Source organism: Nonlabens marinus S1-08 (assembly GCF_000831385.1).
GTDB lineage: Bacteria > Bacteroidota > Bacteroidia > Flavobacteriales > Flavobacteriaceae > Nonlabens > Nonlabens marinus.
On sequence record NZ_AP014548.1, the window covers coordinates 2068597 to 2089843 of the forward strand.

The 21247-nt window shown below is 37.0% G+C and carries 15 protein-coding genes; 1 reads left to right on the forward strand and 14 read right to left on the reverse strand.

The genetic code is table 11. From position 1 onward, the window contains the following. Positions 1-8: 8 nt before the first annotated feature. The 14 genes from NMS_RS09520 to NMS_RS09585 form a co-directional block, all read right to left on the reverse strand. A complete protein-coding gene (locus NMS_RS09520) occupies positions 9-596 on the reverse strand; it encodes a hypothetical protein (RefSeq protein WP_041496499.1) in 588 nt (195 codons plus the stop codon). A gap of 8 nt (positions 597-604) precedes the next feature. Then, the gene (locus NMS_RS09525) at positions 605-1672 is read right to left on the reverse strand and encodes a DUF3800 domain-containing protein (RefSeq protein ID WP_041496500.1); all 1068 of its coding nucleotides are present in this window, start codon (positions 1670-1672) and stop codon (positions 605-607) included. A 2-nt stretch (positions 1673-1674) separates the two neighbouring features. Further along, positions 1675-2811 (reverse strand): DUF3800 domain-containing protein, encoded by a 1137-nt coding sequence (locus NMS_RS09530; protein ID WP_041496501.1) that lies wholly within the window; start codon positions 2809-2811, stop codon positions 1675-1677. 2 nt (positions 2812-2813) lie between these two features. After that, positions 2814-5882: an Eco57I restriction-modification methylase domain-containing protein gene (locus NMS_RS09535; protein WP_041496502.1), complete on the reverse strand. Its 3069-nt coding sequence runs from the start codon at positions 5880-5882 to the stop codon at positions 2814-2816. A gap of 29 nt (positions 5883-5911) precedes the next feature. Then, positions 5912-8260 (reverse strand): Piwi domain-containing protein, encoded by a 2349-nt coding sequence (locus NMS_RS13635; RefSeq protein WP_070097871.1) that lies wholly within the window; start codon positions 8258-8260, stop codon positions 5912-5914. Between the two features lie 217 nt (positions 8261-8477). Beyond that, the gene (locus NMS_RS09545) at positions 8478-10214 is read right to left on the reverse strand and encodes a DUF3987 domain-containing protein (protein ID WP_041496503.1); all 1737 of its coding nucleotides are present in this window, start codon (positions 10212-10214) and stop codon (positions 8478-8480) included. Then, on the reverse strand, positions 10211-11119 hold the full coding sequence (locus NMS_RS13740) for a BT4734/BF3469 family protein (RefSeq protein WP_052476882.1): 909 nt from the start codon (positions 11117-11119) through the stop codon (positions 10211-10213). Before NMS_RS13740 ends, NMS_RS09545 begins: the two co-directional genes overlap by 4 nt. Continuing rightward, on the reverse strand, positions 11109-11402 hold the full coding sequence (locus NMS_RS09555) for a helix-turn-helix domain-containing protein (protein WP_041496504.1): 294 nt from the start codon (positions 11400-11402) through the stop codon (positions 11109-11111). Before NMS_RS09555 ends, NMS_RS13740 begins: the two co-directional genes overlap by 11 nt. After that, positions 11399-11701: a helix-turn-helix domain-containing protein gene (locus tag NMS_RS09560; RefSeq protein WP_041496505.1), complete on the reverse strand. Its 303-nt coding sequence runs from the start codon at positions 11699-11701 to the stop codon at positions 11399-11401. Before NMS_RS09560 ends, NMS_RS09555 begins: the two co-directional genes overlap by 4 nt. 211 nt (positions 11702-11912) lie before the next feature. Next, positions 11913-12926 carry a DUF6617 family protein gene (locus NMS_RS09565; protein WP_041496506.1) on the reverse strand — a complete coding sequence of 338 codons (1014 nt, stop codon included), beginning with the start codon at positions 12924-12926 and terminating at the stop codon, positions 11913-11915. Then, positions 12926-14020 carry a site-specific integrase gene (locus NMS_RS09570; RefSeq protein ID WP_041497635.1) on the reverse strand — a complete coding sequence of 365 codons (1095 nt, stop codon included), beginning with the start codon at positions 14018-14020 and terminating at the stop codon, positions 12926-12928. Before NMS_RS09570 ends, NMS_RS09565 begins: the two co-directional genes overlap by 1 nt. Positions 14021-14027: 7 nt before the next feature. Further along, on the reverse strand, positions 14028-14399 hold the full coding sequence (locus NMS_RS09575; RefSeq protein WP_041496507.1) for a helix-turn-helix domain-containing protein: 372 nt from the start codon (positions 14397-14399) through the stop codon (positions 14028-14030). 218 nt (positions 14400-14617) lie between these two features. After that, positions 14618-16054 (reverse strand): tRNA uridine-5-carboxymethylaminomethyl(34) synthesis GTPase MnmE, encoded by a 1437-nt coding sequence (mnmE, locus tag NMS_RS09580; protein WP_041496508.1) that lies wholly within the window; start codon positions 16052-16054, stop codon positions 14618-14620. 114 nt (positions 16055-16168) lie between these two features. Then, positions 16169-18547 carry a T9SS type A sorting domain-containing protein gene (locus NMS_RS09585; RefSeq protein ID WP_041496509.1) on the reverse strand — a complete coding sequence of 793 codons (2379 nt, stop codon included), beginning with the start codon at positions 18545-18547 and terminating at the stop codon, positions 16169-16171. A 198-nt stretch (positions 18548-18745) separates the two neighbouring features. On the opposite strand from NMS_RS09585, the gene NMS_RS09590 reads away from it, so the two are divergent. Then, positions 18746-21217, forward strand: coding sequence for a S9 family peptidase (locus NMS_RS09590; RefSeq protein ID WP_041496510.1), 2472 nt, complete (start codon positions 18746-18748; stop codon positions 21215-21217). Positions 21218-21247 lie beyond the last annotated feature (30 nt).

A 21247-nucleotide genomic window follows, 5' to 3' on the forward strand; every position in this document is an offset into this window, starting at 1 on the left:
TAAGAGCATTAATGAGTTTTAAATCTATTGTAGTAGGATAATTTTAGTTGTACCGCAACATATACTTCAAATAGATACAATTCTGTTGAACCTTTTATTGGAAGCATCGAGACTTGACATTCTTCTCTCAATATCTTTTTAAATGGACCCGAAAATCTATCAAAATCTAATTCCTTTCTTGTACCAGTATGCTCAACACCTTCAATCTCATTATGAAACTCTTTTCCCATTGTGTAACTCAATGAAGATGAGAAATGGTTTGATCCCTTTGTATGTTGATGAATACGCTTGATAACACCACGTGAAATCCCTGTATAGAAAGGTTCATCGTCGAACCAAAACAGATAAATACCTTTGAAATCTTGGTCTTGCTCTAATTGAGGAATTAAGGACTTTAAGGAATTGCGAGAGGTTACTTTTCCAACTCCAGTTTTACCAAAGTTCTCATATATGCTTATCACTCTTGACTTATCTGTGAGCGTGGCGAGCATTGCAGGAAAGCTTTCCGTTATTTTCTTAAATTCCCGAGTTTCATCAGGTAAGAAATTTAATGGCCAATGCTTTTTGAGCTTTATCGTTGGGTTTATTTTTGACATTGCGAATACTAATCTTTAAAAGCTTGTGGAAAATTTCGAACTAAAAAATCAAGAGGATTAACACCTTCCCCTTTCTCCATCCCTAACGCTTCAGGCGAAACATCATCTGTGGGCCAAAGACTTTGTGCATTTGATAATTGGAACAATTTACTTTCTTTGATTTGTTTTGAAAACTTTTCCATTCTACCTTCTTCATTATTATAAGCGAATGCCAGGGAACTGGCTATTAAATCAGCACATTGTACACCCATCTCATCTTGAGAGTTCACTAACTCTACAGAAGAAATTTGATGAGGAAAACTCATAGTACGATTATCGTAACCTATTTCAATAGTCTTTTCAGTCTTGGGGATTAATTCAAGCGTTTTTTCTATGTATCTATTGTAATGTTCAATCTGCTTTGACTGATCAAACCTTACGTCAATTGTATTGCCGATTTGCTTCGCCCATTTATCACAGAGTACCAAAAAAGTTGAAAACGTAACATCTATAGAGAATTGATCAACTGCACTCAATACTTCATCAATATGATTTTTACTTTTTAAAACAGGTTCAAGAATTTCCTTTTCATCAATTTGATTATACAATTCTTTAGTTATAGTGTAAAAATTATTGATTGATAAAGTGTCCTTATTTCTAATCATCGCAACAAATGCTTCGAGAAATATGTTGAATAAATGTTTATTCCAATAGAAATTACCAAAGTAGAATATCCAATTTGTATAAGCTATGTGGCGACCGTGAAGGTATAAGTCATATCCATTATGATGAAATACGGTTTCAATAAGTAGATTAACAATTTGGCCACAAGTAGCAAACTCCTTGTTTGCATAGTATAAGATAATATGATCTTCTTTGATCCAAGGGCTGTTTAAAAAATTTAAAATCTTTCTTCTACCATTACCACTATTTTTTAATTGTTTAAAATGGATTTCGCCATCTACATTGAAAAGCGATTTTATTTCATTTTGTGCAGTTGCATCATAATTGACAGAAGCTAAAACAAAAACTTTCTGATCTTTATTTAACATATCTTGCCCAGTGTTACCTGCTTCATCAAAGTAAATCTTATTCATATTTAAAACTTTTCACTCACGTTTATTAACTGTTTAAGCAAAAGAAATTTTTGACTATCCATTAAATGATTATCTACATCAAGTTTCTTTAACTTATTACTTGCCACTTCCATTTTGCGAAGCATCGGTTTTACGTAATTTAAATAATGATTAAAATATGCACTTATATCATTTTCATCTTTTGCTAACTTGTAGCCACTACGCCCAGCTGCTGTTACTACCAAAATGCCATCGTATCGCAAATCTCTTATCAAAGTTCTTATTTGTTCAACGGTAATGTTTTTATGAAGCCTTGATAAACTACCTTGAATTGAGTGTACATCGACAAATTGATTGGGGTTAATTCTGAAACAGAAATAAAGAAACTTCAATAAATCTACTTTAGGGTCTAATTTAGAATTTTGATTGATATATAGTATTACATCATTAATTACAAACCGTGTGACCAATATAGAGGAACTGTTAGTGGATTTACTTGTAGTAGGTACTTGGTAACGATATGGGAAATATTCTGGTGGCGTCATTTTACCTATTAGAACATCAACAATATCCGACGCTTCTTTAACGTAATGTGAATGTGCAAATACTCTTCCCAAAGAACCAGCCACTAAATCGGCTAACTGAACCAATACTTCATTTTTATCATCAACCATTTTGTAGTTGCTGAACAATGATTGGATACTTAAATTTTTATTCAAATATGAATACATTTCTTGCTTGTATTCTTCAGAAATGAGTTCGTCAACATATATCTCAAAATTCTGATAATCTGAAATGATGTTAGAAGCAAATATCTTTTGGAAGTACTTATAGAAAACTTCCTTTATTTGTAAACCCGCACTGTCAATTTTGGATTTATCTACGACAACAGTATATATCTTAAAGTCAAGATTATTGCTTAAATATTGCAGTGCTTTAAGGCGTTTATCAATTTTTTTAACCGCTCTTGATTTAGATCTTATTTTTTGGCCTTGAAAGAAATTCTTGGAAATATAATCTCTTACTTCATATGCTTTATTGAGATTACTCTCTGAAACTACAATTGCAGAATACACAAAATGTGAAACTTCGTTTTGTGCCTGTAAGTTCATTGAACTTGTACCGAACTCGTCGCCGTAGATATATACTTTTTCTTCCATCCTTAACTATTTTCAACAATTGCAATTTCATCTTCTGTGAGACCATACAACTCATAAACCTTTTGATCAATTTCTTTTTCTGTGACGGCTATTTGATCTTGAAGCTCTTGCGCTTTTTTCTTGTTATCTTCAAAGAGTTCCATCCATTCAAACTCATCTTTTTTGGTAAGCGTAGCGATAGGGTTAAGGCTTTCTTCTGCTCTTAATTTGTTGGTAACTTTTATGGCCTTGTTAAGTTCTTTAATAAATTTCGTAAAATCAAGCTCATACCAATATTCAAGAATTCTTGTGATTTTTAAAAGGCTGTATTGACCAGAGAAATATGACTTGAAATTTGATTTAAGTTTTGTCAGGCTTGCGTTATACCTGATTGTGTTATTAACAGGCTTTGAGAAGTCTATCGCCTTATCAAATTTTATTGGAAAATCTAATATATATGTTCCTTTAAATTGGGCAAATGCTTTGTTTTCAGCACTTGTCATTGATTTGTGGTAAAACCCAAATAAAGATGAATTAAGTTGTGCCAACAACTGGTCTAATTTATATATCTCATCAGGAATAATCAAATAAGAGTTTTTCAATACCATCATATTATCTTCGTCCTTGGTAGCAATAATTGACGAGCCCGTACGACGCATAAGTATCTTTGGTTGTAAATACATATCAAGATTAGCATTACTTTTCATTTCACTTTGTATGAAGTTTACGTACGTTCCTGTATATTCTATGTCATACCTATTAACATCCCTACCTAAAAGTATTGGTAAATGATTTTCATCTTTTTTGTCTTCTGATAACCACAATTTATTATTCCGTGTCTCTAAACCACGATAGACAATCGCGTGATCTTTTAATTTTTCAAAACCATTATCCAATTTTTCCAATAGAGGATTTGAAGAGTATATAAATGGATTATAGCCACTGGTAAAACGATCTTTTTCGAAAGTTGCAGAACCGTAAATATTCTCTTTAATATCAGTTGTAAGTTTTATTGTACTTGGAATAGTGTCACTATTTCTTATGTGAATTACTACTGTTTCAACAACTTCATCAAAAGCAGTATTTTTTAAATAAACTATTTCTTTAATTAATTTGTTATAAACATCTTGCCGCATTTTGGAAAAATATTGACCGTCCATCCAGCTATTAGGAATAATAAACCCTAAATAACCATCGGTTTTTAAAAGAGTATTTAAAGCTAAATCTGTAAATAGGGCATATGTGTTTGGATTATACTCCGCATATTTATAATGCTTGTTTATATAATCTAATGTAGGCTGCCCGAAAATAGATTTTATATAAACTACGTAAGGTGGATTACCTATAATCACATCAAAACCACCATTTTCAAACACTTTCGCGAAAGCGGTTTCCCATTTAAAAGCTTTATCTCCAGCAACACTTTTATTATCTATAAGGCTATTGCCACATTTAATATTACTGCTTAAATCATTGAGTTTACGTCGTGGTTGTGCGGTGCGCAACCATAAGGATAGCTTTGCTATCTCCACACTCTCTTCATTTAGATCTACACCGTAAATGTTGTTCTCCAATATAGTGTTTTCAATATCAGGAAATTGTAAACCACCACCTAATACACGTACTTTAAGCTCGTCTATATAATTGTGTTCCTTTATAAGAAAATCAAGTGCCTGGTTTAAGAATGCTCCAGAACCACAGGCAGGGTCACAAATTGTAATTTGCAGCAACCATTCACGATAGGTGTCGAGAATACTAACTAATTTTTCAATGGTTGTTTTATTACGGTTTTTACGCCCCTTAAAGTATTGTTCTTCATCAAAACCAAGTTCTTGTTTCTTCTCATCACATAGCTTGCCTACGGTATTTTCTACTATGTATTTGGTAACATATTTAGGCGTGTAGAATACACCATCCTTTTTACGCTTACTGGTCTGTTTATCAAAATCGCCACCTTCAATCTCTGCGTTAACGCTCTCGATTTCATTGAGTGAGTTTTCAAAAATGTGTCCCAGTATATTTACATCTACTTGACTTTCAAAATCGTAATTGGATAATTTAAGTGTGTATTTATATAATAGGTCGTTATCTATTTCTAGTGCATCGAGTATGGCATCTGGTTTAAATAAACCACCGTTATAGGCATAGATTTCCGCACGTTTTTCTGTCCCCTTGCGCCCTATATCCAGAAAGTTGAAATACTGCTTAAAAAGACCATATAATGGACGTTCATCGCCAAAATCCCAATCATCTTTCCATTTGTTTAAGATCTGTAAGGTAGAGTTGGAAGGCAGTAACATTCTATCTTCCGCAAAGAAGATAAATAGAAAACGATCTATGAGTTTTTGAGATTTTTGAAACAGCGTTAGTTTGACATTTTTCTCTAATCTGGTTATGTCTTCATCACGTTCAGTTGTGGCGAGCTTATCCTTTACCGTCTTTGAGTTGCGCTTAACCAGATCACGATACAGCTCTCGTTTAAAAATAGAATAGTCCTTATAGAATGCTTTGGTAATTTCTTCTTCTTCAACAATAGATGCTTCTTTAATCTTTAGCGGTGTATTGTTAAGTACCTTATCCAGATGTAAGCACAAATAGAGTAGGTTAAACCGCTTCCGCGAAAGCGTAAACAAATCAAATTCTTCAAACTCTGTAGCATCATTGATGTAAAAGCGCAGCTTTTCAAAGTTGGATGTTACTACATACACACAGCCTTTTTGATTAGCCTTATAATCAAATGCCTGCCGCCTAATGCTCTCCAAGTCCTTTGTATTTGTTCCTTTTAACTCTATAACTCCTATTGCTGTACCGTCTTTAAGAATTGCGCCATCTGCCTTACGAGCGTTTTTCTCATTCTTAAACTCGGTGGTTAGGTTAGAATTAGGGTTTGGGAATAGTGTATAGCCCAGAATATTTACAAACAATTCGTTTAGAAACGTTGCTTGATACTGTTCTTCCTTTGCACTTTTAATATTCTCCTGTATCGTCGTATTCCAGAAGTACTTTTGATATTTTTTATATGCTTTATCTACCGCTGCTTCATTAAGCAAAGCGAGATGTGATTTAAGTACAGATGTTTGAAATAATGCCATTAATGCTTTGTATTGCTATTGATACTCTATTATAAAAACCATAATTTTTCCTTGCCATAAGGTGGCATATCCTTGCCAAAATGAGGTGCTATTTCAGCCACCATTTCAGGATATTTGATAGTAACCGGAACATTTTGCTGTCGCAAAGATTTCCAGTATAAACGGCTAAATTGATACACTTGCTCAATGAGCTTTCTAATCATTGCCGTGTCATTCATTGCCTTTTCATCTGGACTTGTAATGCGAAGCTTTACAGGAAAGGGGTAACCTTCATAATGTGGATATTTCTCTACTCCTGGATAACGGGCATTATTGAAAAGAAGGTATTTATACTCTTTTTTTGCAATCTTGATGAATGTACCGCTTTTAGGCATTAATTTTCCTTGCCAATTTTCATCAAAAGCGATCAAATCTTCAGATTTGGTTTTATTGATATTAACGATGTATAAAGGACATTCCATTTTAAGCATATTCATCATCTTGAGAATAGGCTTTAGTTCCTTGTCGTTCATTTCTTTGTAAAAATGTATGACTACCTTATCAGGATTGTTTTCAACCTTTACAAATTTATCTATGGCATCACTTATAGCTCCTGCCAATTGTGCTGTGTCAGATTTTGCAGAATACTCAAACCCATTAAATTTTCCATTGTTTTGAAAACTAAAGGCACTGGCCACATATTGAACATCTTCTCTCACGTTTTTAAATGCACCTACACCTATTACCAATTCTCGTTTAGGTTGTACAGTAAGTTGCCAAGGTATGCCGTCGAGCTTTGCGAGTAGTGCTAATGAAATGTTAGTCAACTCGTACACAAAATTATCAATCTTACTTTCCAGCTTTTTATAGTCTATCACTTGTGAAATGATACGGCGTTGTAAGAGTTCTTTCTTTACTTGGTAATAAACTTCACGCTTTGCGAGATTAGGCTCAAATTTGCTAAATGGACTTAAATAAATTGCCGCATACGTAATCTCGGGATCAAGATCAAGGTTTTTAATGCCGTTTGATATTTCGGGCATAGGGTTATCCAAATCTTTAAAAACTATACTAAAGCCTTTTTCTACGTGATACAGAATACCTGTAAAGTCCAGCAAACCCTTAAACCAGCTGTGTTGTTTATTGAGATAGCTTTCAAGCTTTACGGCTTCTTCTGCAAAGCTTTCGTGTAGAATGAAGAACAAATGAATGTTTTTATAAGGGGTAGATTTATATGGTTTGTACTTTTTAAAGTCAAATTTAGGAACACGCCCAATACCATTTTTAAATTGTAGATCGTTACACTCATCACTTACATATCCTACTGAACTGCTATCTACTGGAAGGAAATCTTCATTATTGATGGGAACTTCTTTTTTGAAATCTTCTTTAAAGACATATTTACTACACAGGAAATCAATTTTTTCCTTGAACTCTATGTATTTGTTCTCTGGCTTGAACACTTCTGCTTCAAAACCCAATTCACTATTTAACTCTGCATTTAATATGGCATAGGATTTTGTATAGTCGATATCATCTTCATCCCTTATATATTCATATTTGTGATATGTGGCGTTGTGAATTATTCCGCTGAAATTCTTGGCAGACACTTTTTTGACCAATTCCGAAACAGGTTCTTTAATTATCTTGCTCTTTCCATCATAAGCAATTATTAATTCTCCATAATCACTCAACTCTTTAAATTGAAATTTGAATGTGAACTTGTCATAGCGCGCAAACGTTGGATTAGAGTAATCTCGATCTCGTAGCCACAGTTGGTTATCCTTGACAAAATTTCTTTTAACCACCTTACCCTTTTTTCTAAAGAAACGCTTGATAGTGAAGTTATAGTAGTCCTTTAAAAAGTCAGAATTCTGGTCTTTTAGAACAATGTCAAGAGCTTTATAGTTATCATCTGGAAAGTAAAAAGAAGTGTAAATCGTGTCGGTTCCATCAGTGGTGATACCAGGGAATATATCTTCGATATTTGAAGGGAACTTATTGCGGAAAAGTTTACGATTACGATCGTGTTTCTCTTTCGAAAAATACATCGTAATAGGCCCTGTTGGCACATCAAAGGTCAGCGCATTATAGAATAAACTTTCTGTCATTGATTTAAGGTTTTTTGCTTTTTCCTTGGCGTAATTTAGAATTTTTAGACCATCCTGTTCATCACTTATTGTATTGAATATTTTGTCTGCCATCCAAAGCATTAATAATTCATTTTCATCCTGTTCCAGTGCTTTAGCGAAAGCAATAACCTGCTCTTTACGAGCTTCACGATTACCGCGTTCTATTTTACTTAAATAAGCCACATCCATATCCACCGCTGCCGCAAGCTGTCGTAAAAGCAACTGCTTTTCTTCACGTATATTTCTGATGTGTGTTCCAAAATCCATAACTGGAAATATTTAGACTTGTCAATATTTGTCAAATCTAAAAAAAAGAAGGAAACAAACAACTAAAAACAAGTGCTCGTTATTAACAAGTTATTGTCAAAATCGTTTATAACTGTTGTTACGCCAGTGATTTAGGGTGTTTAGGGTGTTCAGGGTTTGCGGAAACAAAGAAATCGGGACTTGCCCGATTTTCTTGATGCTTAAAGTTGAATTGCTGCTAATCGTCAGGAATTAGATATTGACCGTGGCTCTCACGATGTATGATACCATCTTTTACAAACTTGGTTATATAACCTTCTGCCGTCTTGTGCGGAATGCCGTTGGCGTCAGCAATTTCGAGATATTTGGTGCGGTCAAACTTTTTAGGCAAACCTTGTAAGAAACGTTCCTTTTTATTGGGTCTGCGCTTTTTTGCTGGTTCAGTAGGTAAATCATTGAATACTGCACTACTGTGTTGTACCAAGACCGTAATAATCTTTAAACAATTCTCAAAATCTGCATCTTCACATTCCTTTACCGTATTTACGTCGCCATCTTCCATTGTACGTAAGGCTGTAAAAATCATTGCCATTCTAAATGCCACCAATCCCAATCTTCGTACGGTTGCAATGTATTCCATAGGCTGTAAGCTGATATACTTTGCTTGCATTTTTGAGAAATACTCATTAAAGCGCTGTTGCTGCTTCCGCGAAAGCGTAACCCTTATTTCAGGATTGTTTTTGAGTGTCTTGTACAAACCCAAAAACTGATTTCCTAAATTTGTGTAATGCTCTTCTAAACCTACCTTACTATGTGTTGCAAATACATCTTTCCATTCAGGTTTAATATTCATATAGTAGAATACAAAGCGGCTGAATAAGCCGTTTTCTGCATTGGGAACCAATAAAGCAATCTGCTTGGGCGTACCTGATAAGAGCGTTGATAAACACGGTTTTTCAATGTCTACAAGTTCTCGATCTGTCCTGCGGTAGTAACTGATGTTCTCGTGATGAAATGCCTTTCGGAAACCATCGCTATAATTGCCGTAATCAGATTTGAATGCTTGAGTAAGTGTATCGCCTTCGGTTTCAAACATTAATCCGCGACCTTCATTATCTGAAATCAACTGATATACTCCTGTTGTGCTATTGTTGGCAGGAATAAACAGCATCCTTTCAGGTGGTTTAATAGGCTTTTCCAAATTGTCACTTTTATTTTTGTTCATATTATAAGTTGCCATTTCCGCTTCGTGCTGTTGCTTTAAGGATTTCGACTGTTCCCTAAACATTTTATGAATAGGCATTACCAACTTTTTAAGTTGGTTGAGCTTGCCTTTTCCTGCCGAAGCTGCGGCCGTTACAAACAGGTACAAGTTTGCATAGACTTTGCGCTCATCATAAAATCCGTAAAGATTAGGAAAGCAGGCACTTAATACAGTCAATGCACCTAATAATAAAATATCACGTTCTTCTGGACTGCTTGCAGGCTGTGTCACGGCTTTAAGAAATTCAGGTACTGTGTCGTGTACCGCTTGCGGTATCACGGGCATCATCGCAATTGTAGGTTCATCTAACTTTTCTGAAGGAATGCTGTTCTTGCTTTTTGCAAGCTTAATACCAGCTTTGTGAGCGTGATGATAGAAGGTTGCAATATTAATACCGTGTCCAGATGCTGAAAGGCATTTGGTAAATTGGTCGTCGCATTCCTTGTGATCGTAATCTGAAAAGTTGCGGCTTACACGATGGTACATATCTCTGCCTTGCTCGCCGTATTCAGATGCCAATGCAAAACCTATATTTCGCCAGGTTGCATAGTCGCCTGTAATGTCTATTCCAGACTGTTCAATGCTCGAAATATAGCTTTCAATATCATTATTTGTAACTGCTGTAGGCACAGGTTGCTGAACGATGGGTTCTATGGGTGGTGCTTGCTTTGCAGGCTTATCCAGCCATTCTAAAGGATTAAAATTCTTCATAGTGCTCTATGTCTTTTATGAAGAAATGCATTAGGGTCGTGGCATAAAAAACAAGCCCGGGAAATATCCTTACCAGATGCATCTACTTCTATGTTGTATGTATGTTGTAAATAATTTGTAATTGCCTGAAAATACTGTGCGTGTGTTGCCTGTTCAAGATCAACGCGAACAACCCATTTAAGGCCATCGCCCGATGGGGATGCAAATAAAAGTTCTGTGTCAAATGCTTTGTCGGCTAATAATAACTGCCTTGTTTTTTCCAAGTTGTCCAGATGGTCGAAGTCAATCGTGATGAGGTTAGAATGCTTAACCAGATTGTTGTCGTTTCTCCTTTCAAAAACTCCCGAAAATGTGACGTAATCCAAATTGTTTGCTTTGAATTTACGTTTGGTTTTAGGGTCTGTTATTGCTCTTAATTCAGTAGTCACACTTTTATACTTTTCACTTGTGATAAGCTTGTGTATATTATGTAACCGTAGCGTTTCCGAAGGAAATACGTTACGGATAGGTGCTTTAAAAAAACTTATATCTGTGTACCAAGTATCATCTTCATCATTGAGCCACGCAAGTGGATCTTCATCATCTTTTACTTGGATATTAAGATGCAAAGCATCGCAAATACGTATCAGTAAATCATCTTCATTTTCAGTTTTAAAATACTTTGCCGCAAATTCAAAAACATCTCCCTTAAAAGTGGGAATTTCTATATCTGAATGTATTGCTACACCAGCTTGAATGCAAACTGAAAGCGTTTCCTTATCGTCATTAAAAGGATTTCTCGTTATCCCGCAATCCCTTCCCGAAAGGGAAAGGACGGTTGTGCCGGGATAGTACTGTCGTATCACATAGGCGTAAATATTTAGCCCGTAATGTGTCTTATCTAAAATTGCAGCTCTACTTACCATCTGTCTTGAAATTATGGTTATAGTAATTGCTTTTAAACAGATCTTCAATATCAGATACCTTATAGTAGAATTTTCCAGATACTTTGCTGTAAGGCAATGTGCCATTGCTCCTAAAGGTCTGTAGGGTTCGCTTACTAATGTGAAGCATTTGCATCACATCCTGATTATCTACCCAACTGTCTTTTAAGACTTCTGCTCTCGATTGTCTTATGAGTTGGATATATATTTTCAGTTCCTTGATTTGTTCAGAGAGCGCAAGGATTAATGGGATTAAATCGTTCATAGCTGTACCCTTCCTTTATTGATTAGGTAATCGGCAGCTTGCTGTTCGATCTCGTCCTGCGTGTCCATACGGTTGCGTAGCAACCATTGGTCAAGTTCTTCCCTGTGGAAATAGATTTTCTTTCCGTTGGGTTTGTAATGTGGTATGGCTCCTGTACTCGTTAGTTTGTACAGATGCGATTGAGATAGTTCTAAAAAAGCACAAGTCTCGTTAAAATTCAATACCGTTTTTTGCAACGCCTGTTGCTGTTGCAGCATCTTTTCGATGCGGTCTAATTGTTCAATAATGTTATCGTCCATTATTTCTATTGTTATAAATAATTAAGGACGTTTGCGCAAACATCACAGCTGATTGTCAACTGCAAGTGCAATATGGGAAGATGTGCTTGGTACTGTAGAAAAAGGCAAAAATGGTATTAACAACACGCTGTATATTAGCGTGTTGAAATAGAATTGGTATTAACTTTTGGTACTATATAGTTATAATACCACTTTAAGAAATAATGATTTTTTAGCTTATTTGGTCAAGCCAAGGATGTTTGATGAGCAACTGATTGTACTTTGGTCGTTTTGAACCTTCAAAGTTTCGGTATTCCTTATCTGCATAACTACCTGGACCATATCTGTGAGCGAAGAACTTTATGATGTGCTTTCTTTCAATCTTTTTTGGTGGTTTCCCATCGGGAAAAACACGTTCATTGAAGTACCCTTTTTCAAATAATGTGAGAAAAAAGGCAGCTATTACCTGTTTGTTGCCACGTTTGTTATTGAATGAATACTTGTTATCAATAAGATTTTCTTCCACCAATCTTTCTTCAAGACGAGCAAAAGCGTCAGCTTTTGAGGATTTGACCAGCTCTGCATAAGTCAAGATTTTATCATTAGGTATTCTAAAGTCAAGGTCTGCTTTAATCGCGTTGAATTTACCACCTACATTTATAGATGGTTTTGGTTTGCTGATAGGTTTACCACTAAATTCAACTACGTACAAGTCATTAGGTGGTAACTCCTGAAAATATACTTCGTGAATTTCTTCTTGAGTAAGTAATGGTTCATCACTATTGTATGAAAATCTATGCTGCAATTCTAAAAACAATAAAATTGCATTTGCTTTCAAATAAAATATAGCGTGTACGTGGTCTGCATCAGCAGATGCACCCGGAACAGTAAAAGCTTTTTCCTGCATTTCATTATTCTGGATATACTGCTGTATGTTTAATAGATAACTTATAAATCTATTATGCCATTTTTGATATAGAAACTGTAGATGTTCTTCTGTTGAGGTTCTATCAAGTTCTGCTATCATTTCATTAAAATGAAGCGCTGTCTCTTTATCAATGAGCTTTTCGTAATACTTGAGCTTTGGTGAAAATGCTTTTTTAGGAAAGCGGATTTCTTGGGTAGGCGTTGTTTCCTTGTACTCTTTATCAAGTTTTGGAAGTAGCTCTTTAAATTTTAATTCGCTACGTTGGTCTTTTAAATAAGTATCAACATAAAGTATATCAGAAAATAAATCTTTGCTCATTATAAATCAAGTTGAATACGGTTAGAAGCTTCACGTTTTTTGTCATCTATTACTTTTGCATAAATCTGTGTGGTACGCAATTCTTTGTGACCTAATAATTTTGATACTGTATAAATATCAGTTCCCAAAGTTAGCTGAAGCGTAGCGTAAGTGTGCCTTGCGCAGTGAAAAGTGATTGTTTTAGAAATTCCAGCCTTCATCATCCATTGCTGTAACTTAAGATTTGTCCAGGCGCTATAATGTAATCCTTGAAAAACTTTATCTGTTGGGTCTTTTCGGTCGCCCAATAATTGAACAGCTTGTTCTGGAATAGGTAGGGTTTCAGCTCCTTTAGTTTTCTTTTGTCTAAATCTAATGTAGTAACCGTTTTCTTTAGAGTGCTGTAATTCTGACCAAACCATTTTCTCTATATCAGACCATCGCAAGCCGGTAAGGGCAGAAAATATAAAGGCTTTCTTTAGTTCTGGTAATTCACATTCTGTATTAACAGCTTGCTGTAATTCAGATAATGTAAGAAACTCGCGTTGTGGTTCGCCTTGTTTAAAATGGTCAACACCTGCTGCTGGATTTACTCTTAATATACCATCTTTCACAGCTTGCTTAAGAGCTGCTGTGAATTTACCGTAATATGAATATTTAGAATTTTGAGATAATGACTTGTTCGCTCTACCAATTGCAGTCTTATCGAGGTATTCTTTAAACCGTTCTACAAATTGTTTATCAACCTGGTCGAAACTTATGTCAGTTGTTTGAAATGCCTTTAGATGTTTCAACATACTGTACCAATTGCCGTGATTACCTTTACTGGTATTTTTCTTTTCTGCAAGTGCGGTCACATAAGCAATAAAACTTCCCTTTAATTTCTCAATATCCTGAAATCCGTAGTGTCCGTTTTGTATCTCGATTTGTCGCTGTGCACAAATAGTCGTTGCCAGTTCTTTAGTCTTTTTATTGAGATCTTTCTCTGCTTTGCTTTTAGCGTTTAGAGATAGATACAATTTTAGATACTCTGTTTTTCTTTTGCCCTTATGGTAGTAATCAAGGTACAAAGCTATTTTTCCGTTTTTCTTGCGCTCGCGTAGTGTGACTTTCATAAGGCTATTAATTAAAGAGGTTTTCAATCTGGTATCGTGCAACTATATGTTTTCGTCCAAAGGGAACTGCCTTTAGCTGTCCGCGCTTAATCATACGTTGTATGGTCCATCTACTTACACCTATTAATTGTGATGCTTCGGTTACACTTAAAAAATCTTTGTTGGCAATATTAGTAGATGAGGTTTCAACTGCCTGTGGGGTAGTAGTCTGTTGCTTGTGAGTTTCTCGTAAAGCTTGCTTTACTTTTTCTTCTCTCTTAATCTGTTTGTAGTGCCTGCTGTTGCATTTATGCGAACAGTAACGCGTAACTGTGGTACGTGCGGTAAATAGATTTCCACAGTATTCGCAGGTTTTTGGGATGTGTAGATTGGTACTCATATATGGTGCTATTTATGCAGAAGTGGTGCAACGTGGGGCGTTATGGTGCATCATTTCGCTTTGTTTCCTAATCATCATTTTTGGGCAACAAATACACAAAGTAGGCAACGATTAGACAACAAATATAGCTGAAAAAGGGCAAATAAGCAACAAAAAAGAATAGATAAATATGTGTAAAGTAAAGAAAAACAGTTAGTTAAGTACAAAAAGAAAGTTGCTTACTTCCCGATGCAAAACTGACTAAAAATATTCCCCAACAGCTCATCATTAGTGATCTCGCCTGTGATGATGCCAAGTGACTCTGCAGTAGCTTTGATGTCTATGGCGAGGAACTCACTCGAAATATCGTTTTCAATGCCATTTTGAACCTCTAGCAAGGAACTGTACGCTTTTTGCAGAGCGTCATAATGCCTGGCGTTACTCACGATGCTGTCATCTGCGCTCAATGCGCCACTTTGGAAACTGGCAACTAGTGCTTCTTTAAGTTCCTCAACACCAGTACCTGATTTTGCGCTTAACGATATTACAATCGTTTCTGGTGAACGTTTTTTGATTTGTTTAGTGATTTCAGCATGTTGTAAACCTGTAATTTCATCTAGTTTGTTCAAGATGACCACGACAGGTTTATCTGGAAAACGTTCTTTTAAAATCTGGATGCGCATCAAACAGTGCACAATTCGCGGGTTTGAATTGAGCTGTGTGGCGTCCAGTAGATAAAGAACCAATCTGGACTGCTCTGCTTTGGAATAGCTGCGCTGGATCCCCATCGTTTCAATGGTATCTGTTGTTTCCCTGATTCCAGCAGTGTCAATAAACCTAAAACGGATTCCATCGATATTGATTTCGTCCTCAATGCTGTCCCTAGTGGTTCCAGCGATGTCGCTTACAATTGCTTTTTCCTCGTTCAGCAAAGCATTTAATAAAGTAGATTTCCCAACGTTAGGTTCGCCCACAATAGCGATTGGGATTCCCGATTTCAACACATTACCAAGGGCAAAAGAGTCAATCAGCTTCCGCAAGGTTTGTTGGCTTTCAGACAACAGTCGTTTGAGATCATCCCTATTGGCAAATTCCACATCTTCCTCACCAAAATCCAATTCTAATTCTATCATGCTCGAGAAGTTGAGCAATTGCTTTCTTAACCCTTGTAGTTCGCTAGAGAAACCGCCGCGCATTTGCTGTAAAGCAATCTGATGGGCAGTAGCACTCTCGCTAGATATCAAATCGGCTACAGCTTCTGCTTGTGAAAGATCCATTTTGGCATTGAGAAAGGCCTGTAAAGTGAATTCACCGGCCTGAGCCATACGTGCACCTTTTCTCAAACACAAGCCTATGATTTCTTGTTGTATGTAAATGGATCCATGGCAGGAAATTTCTACAACATCCTCTCCCGTATAGGATCTAGGAGCGTCAAACCTAGTCAATAGCACTTGGTCTACGATTCGATCGCCGTCATAAACGTGTCCTAATGTCACTGTATTTGGATGCAGTCGCTCGTATAATTTTGAGGATGGTTTTGAGTGCGCTTTCGCGAAAGCGGGAACAAAAACCGCCGCAGCAATAGCATGAGATTCTGAACCTGAAAGTCGAATCACAGCAATGGCACCTGAACCTGCAGGCGTAGCTAAAGCAACAATAGTATCATTTTTGAACATAGTACAAAGGTACATTCTATTCTTTTGAAGTGGTCATACCGTTCAGAAAAGTCTGTAAATCAAAACAGCCCAATCAAACGATTGGGCTGCTCTTAAATGTAGCGTTGATTGCGTTTATTGGATCATCAATTTGCGGGATAGTTGTTGATCGCCATTAGATAGCGTAATAACATACATACCCTGCGCTATGTCGCTGGTGTTGATTACCGTTGCGCCACTGGAAGTCAAATCTAAAGTTTGATTGATAACTACCTGACCTAAAAGGTTAGTCACCTTCAAGCCTATGTTTGCATTATTCCACTCTGGTACATTCACAAATAAGTGCCCATCGCTTACAGGATTAGGATACACGCTCCATGAAATGGTTGCAGCCTCATCAGTCCCAGCTGTACTTTTGTCAAATTTGAGTTTGAAGCGATCAGCGTTCGCACTTTCGTTTGACGTATCTACCGTATAATTTACTGTATTTTGTCCAGAGTCTAGAGTAGTTTCTGTATTCAAAAACTGATCTACTAGAATCGCCGTAGTTTCAGCTTCCATGTTTTCTAGATTTACCCACAGTTCATAGGTGGCGTATTGATAGTTTCTAAAGTCTAATTCCAGTATTTCTTGATCTGTAGGAACAGCTCTGGATTCAATACTTAAGAACGTATTTTCATCATATTTTCTAGAAATACTTTCATCAATATTAAAAAGCTTTCTAGCATCGTTGAGTGTTTTATCATTTGTCCCATCAAAATTCATTTTCAACTGGTCCACTAAAATTCTTTCCGTACCGTTGATAGCGGTCAAATTCATTGAAATGGACGGTGTTTCGTTTACAGAAAATGTGGTCAAATTAGTTTGCGAGGGAGCTCTGGAAGCTCTATCAAATGTGATAGAAGCGGCACCATTAGTTGCAGTTTCTACAAAGAAGGATTGACCTGGTTGGATGAATTGTAAAGGACTGTCTGCACCGCTAACGTCTATAGTTGCATAAGCTCCTCTCGTAGAAGCATTGGCGTTCCATACATAGACAAAATTAGGATTCAAGTTCGTTTTAGGTAAGGATTCAAAGTTTACCACTGCTTGAAAAGGATTACCAACTAGACTGAAAAATCCTGCTGTAGGATTCAAGGTCACGCTAGGTTCCGTTAGAACTGGTGCTCCTAATGCTCTTAACGTCACATTACTGTTGGGCTGGTTAGCAGGACTGGAAGCCAAGTCATAATTGCGATCCCCTCGCACAAATAGGCGGTATCCTTTTCCTGCTTCAAGAGATAGCACGTCTGTATTGGCAATAGGGTTCCAAGCTGCTGATTGATTGGTAGAGGTGTCTGTATTGTCAAAAGTAAATAATGACGATGCTCCAGTAGTTGTAGCATCAAATCCATTTGCCCCAGTAGTCGAGCCAGTTATATGTGTGCCAAGTCCTGCTACAGCGTTTCCACCATCTTGCCAGTTGTCATAAATGGATCCGGAACTATTCACAGGAGAAGTAACAAAACGAAACGCTCTTCTATCATTAGTGAATGCTGGAATAAAACGTTCCATACTTAGATCTCCAGTTACTGTGGCGCTTGCACCACTAATCAATTGCGCGGTACCGTTAGCATCGCTTGCAAATCGTGTAGTGCCATTGTTGGTCAATGATCCATTAAGGTTAAGTATTTGATCTGATGAGATGGTTAATATTGCAGCACCATCAACAGTGAGTGAGTTATTAATTGTTACAGGGACATCTGCCTCAACTGTATTCTTTACAACGATAGATTCGCTTGGCGTGGGTACGCTTGCATTGACCCAGGTTGCGGTCGAGCTCCAAACTCCATCAGCAATTGTTCTTTTTGTACCGACAAAATCTAAACTTGAAGTAAAGGTTACATCATCGGTTCCCGGATTACCAGATGGTAAACCATCTCCATATCCTTCATCACTTCTAAAAACACCATTTCCACCAAATCCGTCCATGTAGGTAATAACAAATTTGAAATTGTTGGAATTTGAAATTCCCAATTCACTCCAGTCGAATGAAAAAGTAAAAGATGTATCGGTATTGTTAGCTGGGTTTCCAACACCATCTATGAAAGGGAATTCAGCATTTTCAATGAGCTGCCACAACCCTCCAAAGCCAGTGTTGATTGCTATTGCATAATCAGCTTCAAATCCACTTGGGAAGTTAACCACAGAACGTGAAGCTCCATCAAAACCTCCATAACCAGCTATGGAACGTCTTAATTTGTCTCCTGAATTAGGATCGTTAAAATTTACCGTTGAACTAAAGCCCCCTGATTTGGAATCGATATAAATCACCATCTCATTATTGAAATTGTCGCTAGTACCTTTTGTGAAAGTACCTGTAACAGTAGTGCCATTATCTGAAAATTGAAGAGAACTTGGGCCTACTGGACCTCCAAAGCCAGTATTACCATTACCAGAATAATTGACTTGTGCCTGTAACGCTATCGTGGCGAAAAAAAGCGAAAATAATGTCGAAACGTAAAATTTTATCATGATGTTTAATATTTATCTAGTAAATATATTCAATAAATAGTTCTTTCAATCACTGGTTTTAAGTTAGGTAGCATTGATTCCGCACTCTTTATCGATTTTTTAAGGGGTAGTTGGAACTACAAGGTTTTCGTAAATTCTCGGAATTAAGTGCTGTTTGCACAAAATCCTTTATTTTTAAGTATTTAAAAATCTGACCTGATGAAAATGACCTTTAAATGCATTGCGTTTGTGACGGTATTCGCTTTCGCGAAAGCGTACGCACAAGAAAAACTTACCTACCAGCAACCCTCTGAGGAGATTATGAAGCTGGTAGATTATGACCGCCCACCATGGGCATTAATAGATACGGATGCAGAAAACATGGTGCTGCTCTACAGGGATACCTATAAATCCATCGCCGATTTATCTGAAGAAGAAATGCGGCTGGGTGGCTTGCGCATCAATCCTAAAACTAACATAGGCAGCCGAACGACCTTTTATGACAAGGTCGCCATTCAAAAAGTAGGATCTAAAGAAATGCGGCCTGTAACTGGTTTACCCGCTACGCCTAAATTATCCAATGTCAATTGGTCTCCAGATGAATCCATGATAGCCATGACGCACACCACAAATAATGGAACTGAAGTCTGGGTGCTGGACGTGGAAAAAGCAGCAGCCCGCAAACTTACTGACGCTACTGTAAATGCAAATATGGGAAACCCACTGGACTGGTTTAAAGATGGAAAATCTTTATTAGTCAAAATGCTGGCAGATGATCGCAAGCCACTTATTGATACGAGTGTAGACATCCCGTCAGGCCCTACCATTTCTACCAGCGATGGTTCTAAAGCACAAAACAGGACCTATCAGGATTTACTTAAAAACCCTTCAGACGAGCATAATTTTGAGCAACTGGCATTGAGCAAATTGGTGCGAGTACATCTAGATGGAACTTCATCAGATTACCTTCCAGGAGCTATGTATACAGGTGTTTCTTTTTCGCCAGATGGTTCTCATGTGATGGTTTCTAAACTGCAAAAACCTTTTTCTTACATCGTCACATATGGCAGGTTTCCACAACAATCTCATGTATACGACACAAACGCCACTTTAGTTGCTCAAGTAAATGACGTGCCGTTAATTGAAGAAATGCCACAAGGTTTCATGGCAGAACGTGAAGGGAAAAGGAACATGTCCTGGAGGGCAGATCAACCGCATACCTTAATGTTTGCGACTGTTTTAGATAAAGGAGATCCTGAGGTAGAGGTTCCTTACCGTGATCAAGTATATACTTGGGAAAGTCCTTTTAAAGAAGGGACTCAAAAGGAATTGGTAAAGACAAAAGATCGCTTTTCTGGAATCACCTTTGGTGATAAGAATACGGCAATAGTATATGATTACTGGTGGAATACTCGCAATACAAGAACCTATGTATTTGACCCAAGCGATGCCTCAAAAGAACCAACGGTTCTTTTTGATCGCAGCTATCAAGATTCCTATTCAGATCCAGGGAGTTTTGTGACGGTTAAGAATGAATACAATAACAGTGTGCTAAAGCTCAATGGAGATATCGCTTTCCTAATGGGAGATGGGTATTCTGATAAAGGTCAGTTTCCATTTATTGATCAAATAAACCTTGAGACTCAGGATAAAAAGCGTTTATACACGTCCACTTATACAGACAAGAAAGAGACACTAGTTGAAGCGCTAGATATGGATAAAGGAACTGTGTTGGTGCGTATAGAAGGACCTACACAATACCCTAATTACTACATCCGTAATATTTATAAAAAGAACAAACTGGATCAGATCAGTTATTTTGAAAATCCCTTTTCTGGAATGCAAAACGTGCATAAAGAACTCATCACCTATAAAAGAGATGATGGTGTGCCTTTGAACGCAACGTTGTATTTACCACCTAATTATGACATGAAGAAGAAGGAAAAACTTCCTATGCTATTATGGGCTTACCCAGTGGAATACAAGGATGCATCTAATGCTGGTCAAAACACTCAAAACCCTAATGAATTTATCTATCCAAGTTATGGAAGTTTTGTCTATTGGGTGATGAAAGGTTATGCTGTGGTTGACGATGCGGCATTCCCAATTATTGGCGAAGGGGATACAGAGCCAAATGATACCTTTTTAAAGCAATTGGTGGCTAACGGTAAGGCGGCAATTGACGCAGTAGATGAAATGGGGTATATAGATCGAAATAGAGTAGGAGTAGGAGGTCATAGTTACGGTGCTTTTATGACAGCAAATCTATTGGCACATTCTGACCTATTCGCAGCTGGAATCGCTAGATCTGGAGCCTATAACAGAACCTTGACGCCATTTGGCTTTCAAAGTGAGGAACGTAATTACTGGGAGGCGCCAGAAATTTATAATACCATGTCACCTTTCATGAATGCAGAAAAAGTGGATGAGCCTATATTACTTATTCATGGACAGGCAGATAATAATAGCGGTACCTATCCATTACAAAGTGAGCGTTACTTTAATGCCTTAAAAGGTCTGGGAGCTACGGCACGACTGGTAATGTTGCCTAAAGAAAGTCACGGTTATGCCGCTAAAGAGTCCATTCTTCATGTGTTATGGGAGCAAGACCAATGGCTGGATAAATATGTAAAGAATAAGCCAGTGGCAAACAACGAAATGAAAGCAGAACCGCAAATGAAAGGTGAGTAAAACTTTAACCAACCATTAATTAAAAACGAT

Excerpts from the sequence above, each read along its gene's own strand:
- NMS_RS09520 (WP_041496499.1), bottom strand. The coding sequence starts at position 596 with ATGTCAAAAATAAACCCAACGATAAAGCTCAAAAAGCATTGGCCATTA.
- NMS_RS09525 (WP_041496500.1), bottom strand. The coding sequence starts at position 1,672 with ATGAATAAGATTTACTTTGATGAAGCAGGTAACACTGGGCAAGATATG.
- NMS_RS09530 (WP_041496501.1), bottom strand. The coding sequence starts at position 2,811 with ATGGAAGAAAAAGTATATATCTACGGCGACGAGTTCGGTACAAGTTCA.
- NMS_RS09535 (WP_041496502.1), bottom strand. The coding sequence starts at position 5,882 with ATGGCATTATTTCAAACATCTGTACTTAAATCACATCTCGCTTTGCTT.
- NMS_RS13635 (WP_070097871.1), bottom strand. The coding sequence starts at position 8,260 with ATGGATTTTGGAACACACATCAGAAATATACGTGAAGAAAAGCAGTTG.
- NMS_RS09545 (WP_041496503.1), bottom strand. The coding sequence starts at position 10,214 with ATGAAGAATTTTAATCCTTTAGAATGGCTGGATAAGCCTGCAAAGCAA.
- NMS_RS13740 (WP_052476882.1), bottom strand. The coding sequence starts at position 11,119 with ATGGTAAGTAGAGCTGCAATTTTAGATAAGACACATTACGGGCTAAAT.
- NMS_RS09555 (WP_041496504.1), bottom strand. The coding sequence starts at position 11,402 with ATGAACGATTTAATCCCATTAATCCTTGCGCTCTCTGAACAAATCAAG.
- NMS_RS09560 (WP_041496505.1), bottom strand. The coding sequence starts at position 11,701 with ATGGACGATAACATTATTGAACAATTAGACCGCATCGAAAAGATGCTG.
- NMS_RS09565 (WP_041496506.1), bottom strand. The coding sequence starts at position 12,926 with ATGAGCAAAGATTTATTTTCTGATATACTTTATGTTGATACTTATTTA.
- NMS_RS09570 (WP_041497635.1), bottom strand. The coding sequence starts at position 14,020 with ATGAAAGTCACACTACGCGAGCGCAAGAAAAACGGAAAAATAGCTTTG.
- NMS_RS09575 (WP_041496507.1), bottom strand. The coding sequence starts at position 14,399 with ATGAGTACCAATCTACACATCCCAAAAACCTGCGAATACTGTGGAAAT.
- mnmE (WP_041496508.1), bottom strand. The coding sequence starts at position 16,054 with ATGTTCAAAAATGATACTATTGTTGCTTTAGCTACGCCTGCAGGTTCA.
- NMS_RS09585 (WP_041496509.1), bottom strand. The coding sequence starts at position 18,547 with ATGATAAAATTTTACGTTTCGACATTATTTTCGCTTTTTTTCGCCACG.
- NMS_RS09590 (WP_041496510.1), top strand. The coding sequence starts at position 18,746 with ATGAAAATGACCTTTAAATGCATTGCGTTTGTGACGGTATTCGCTTTC.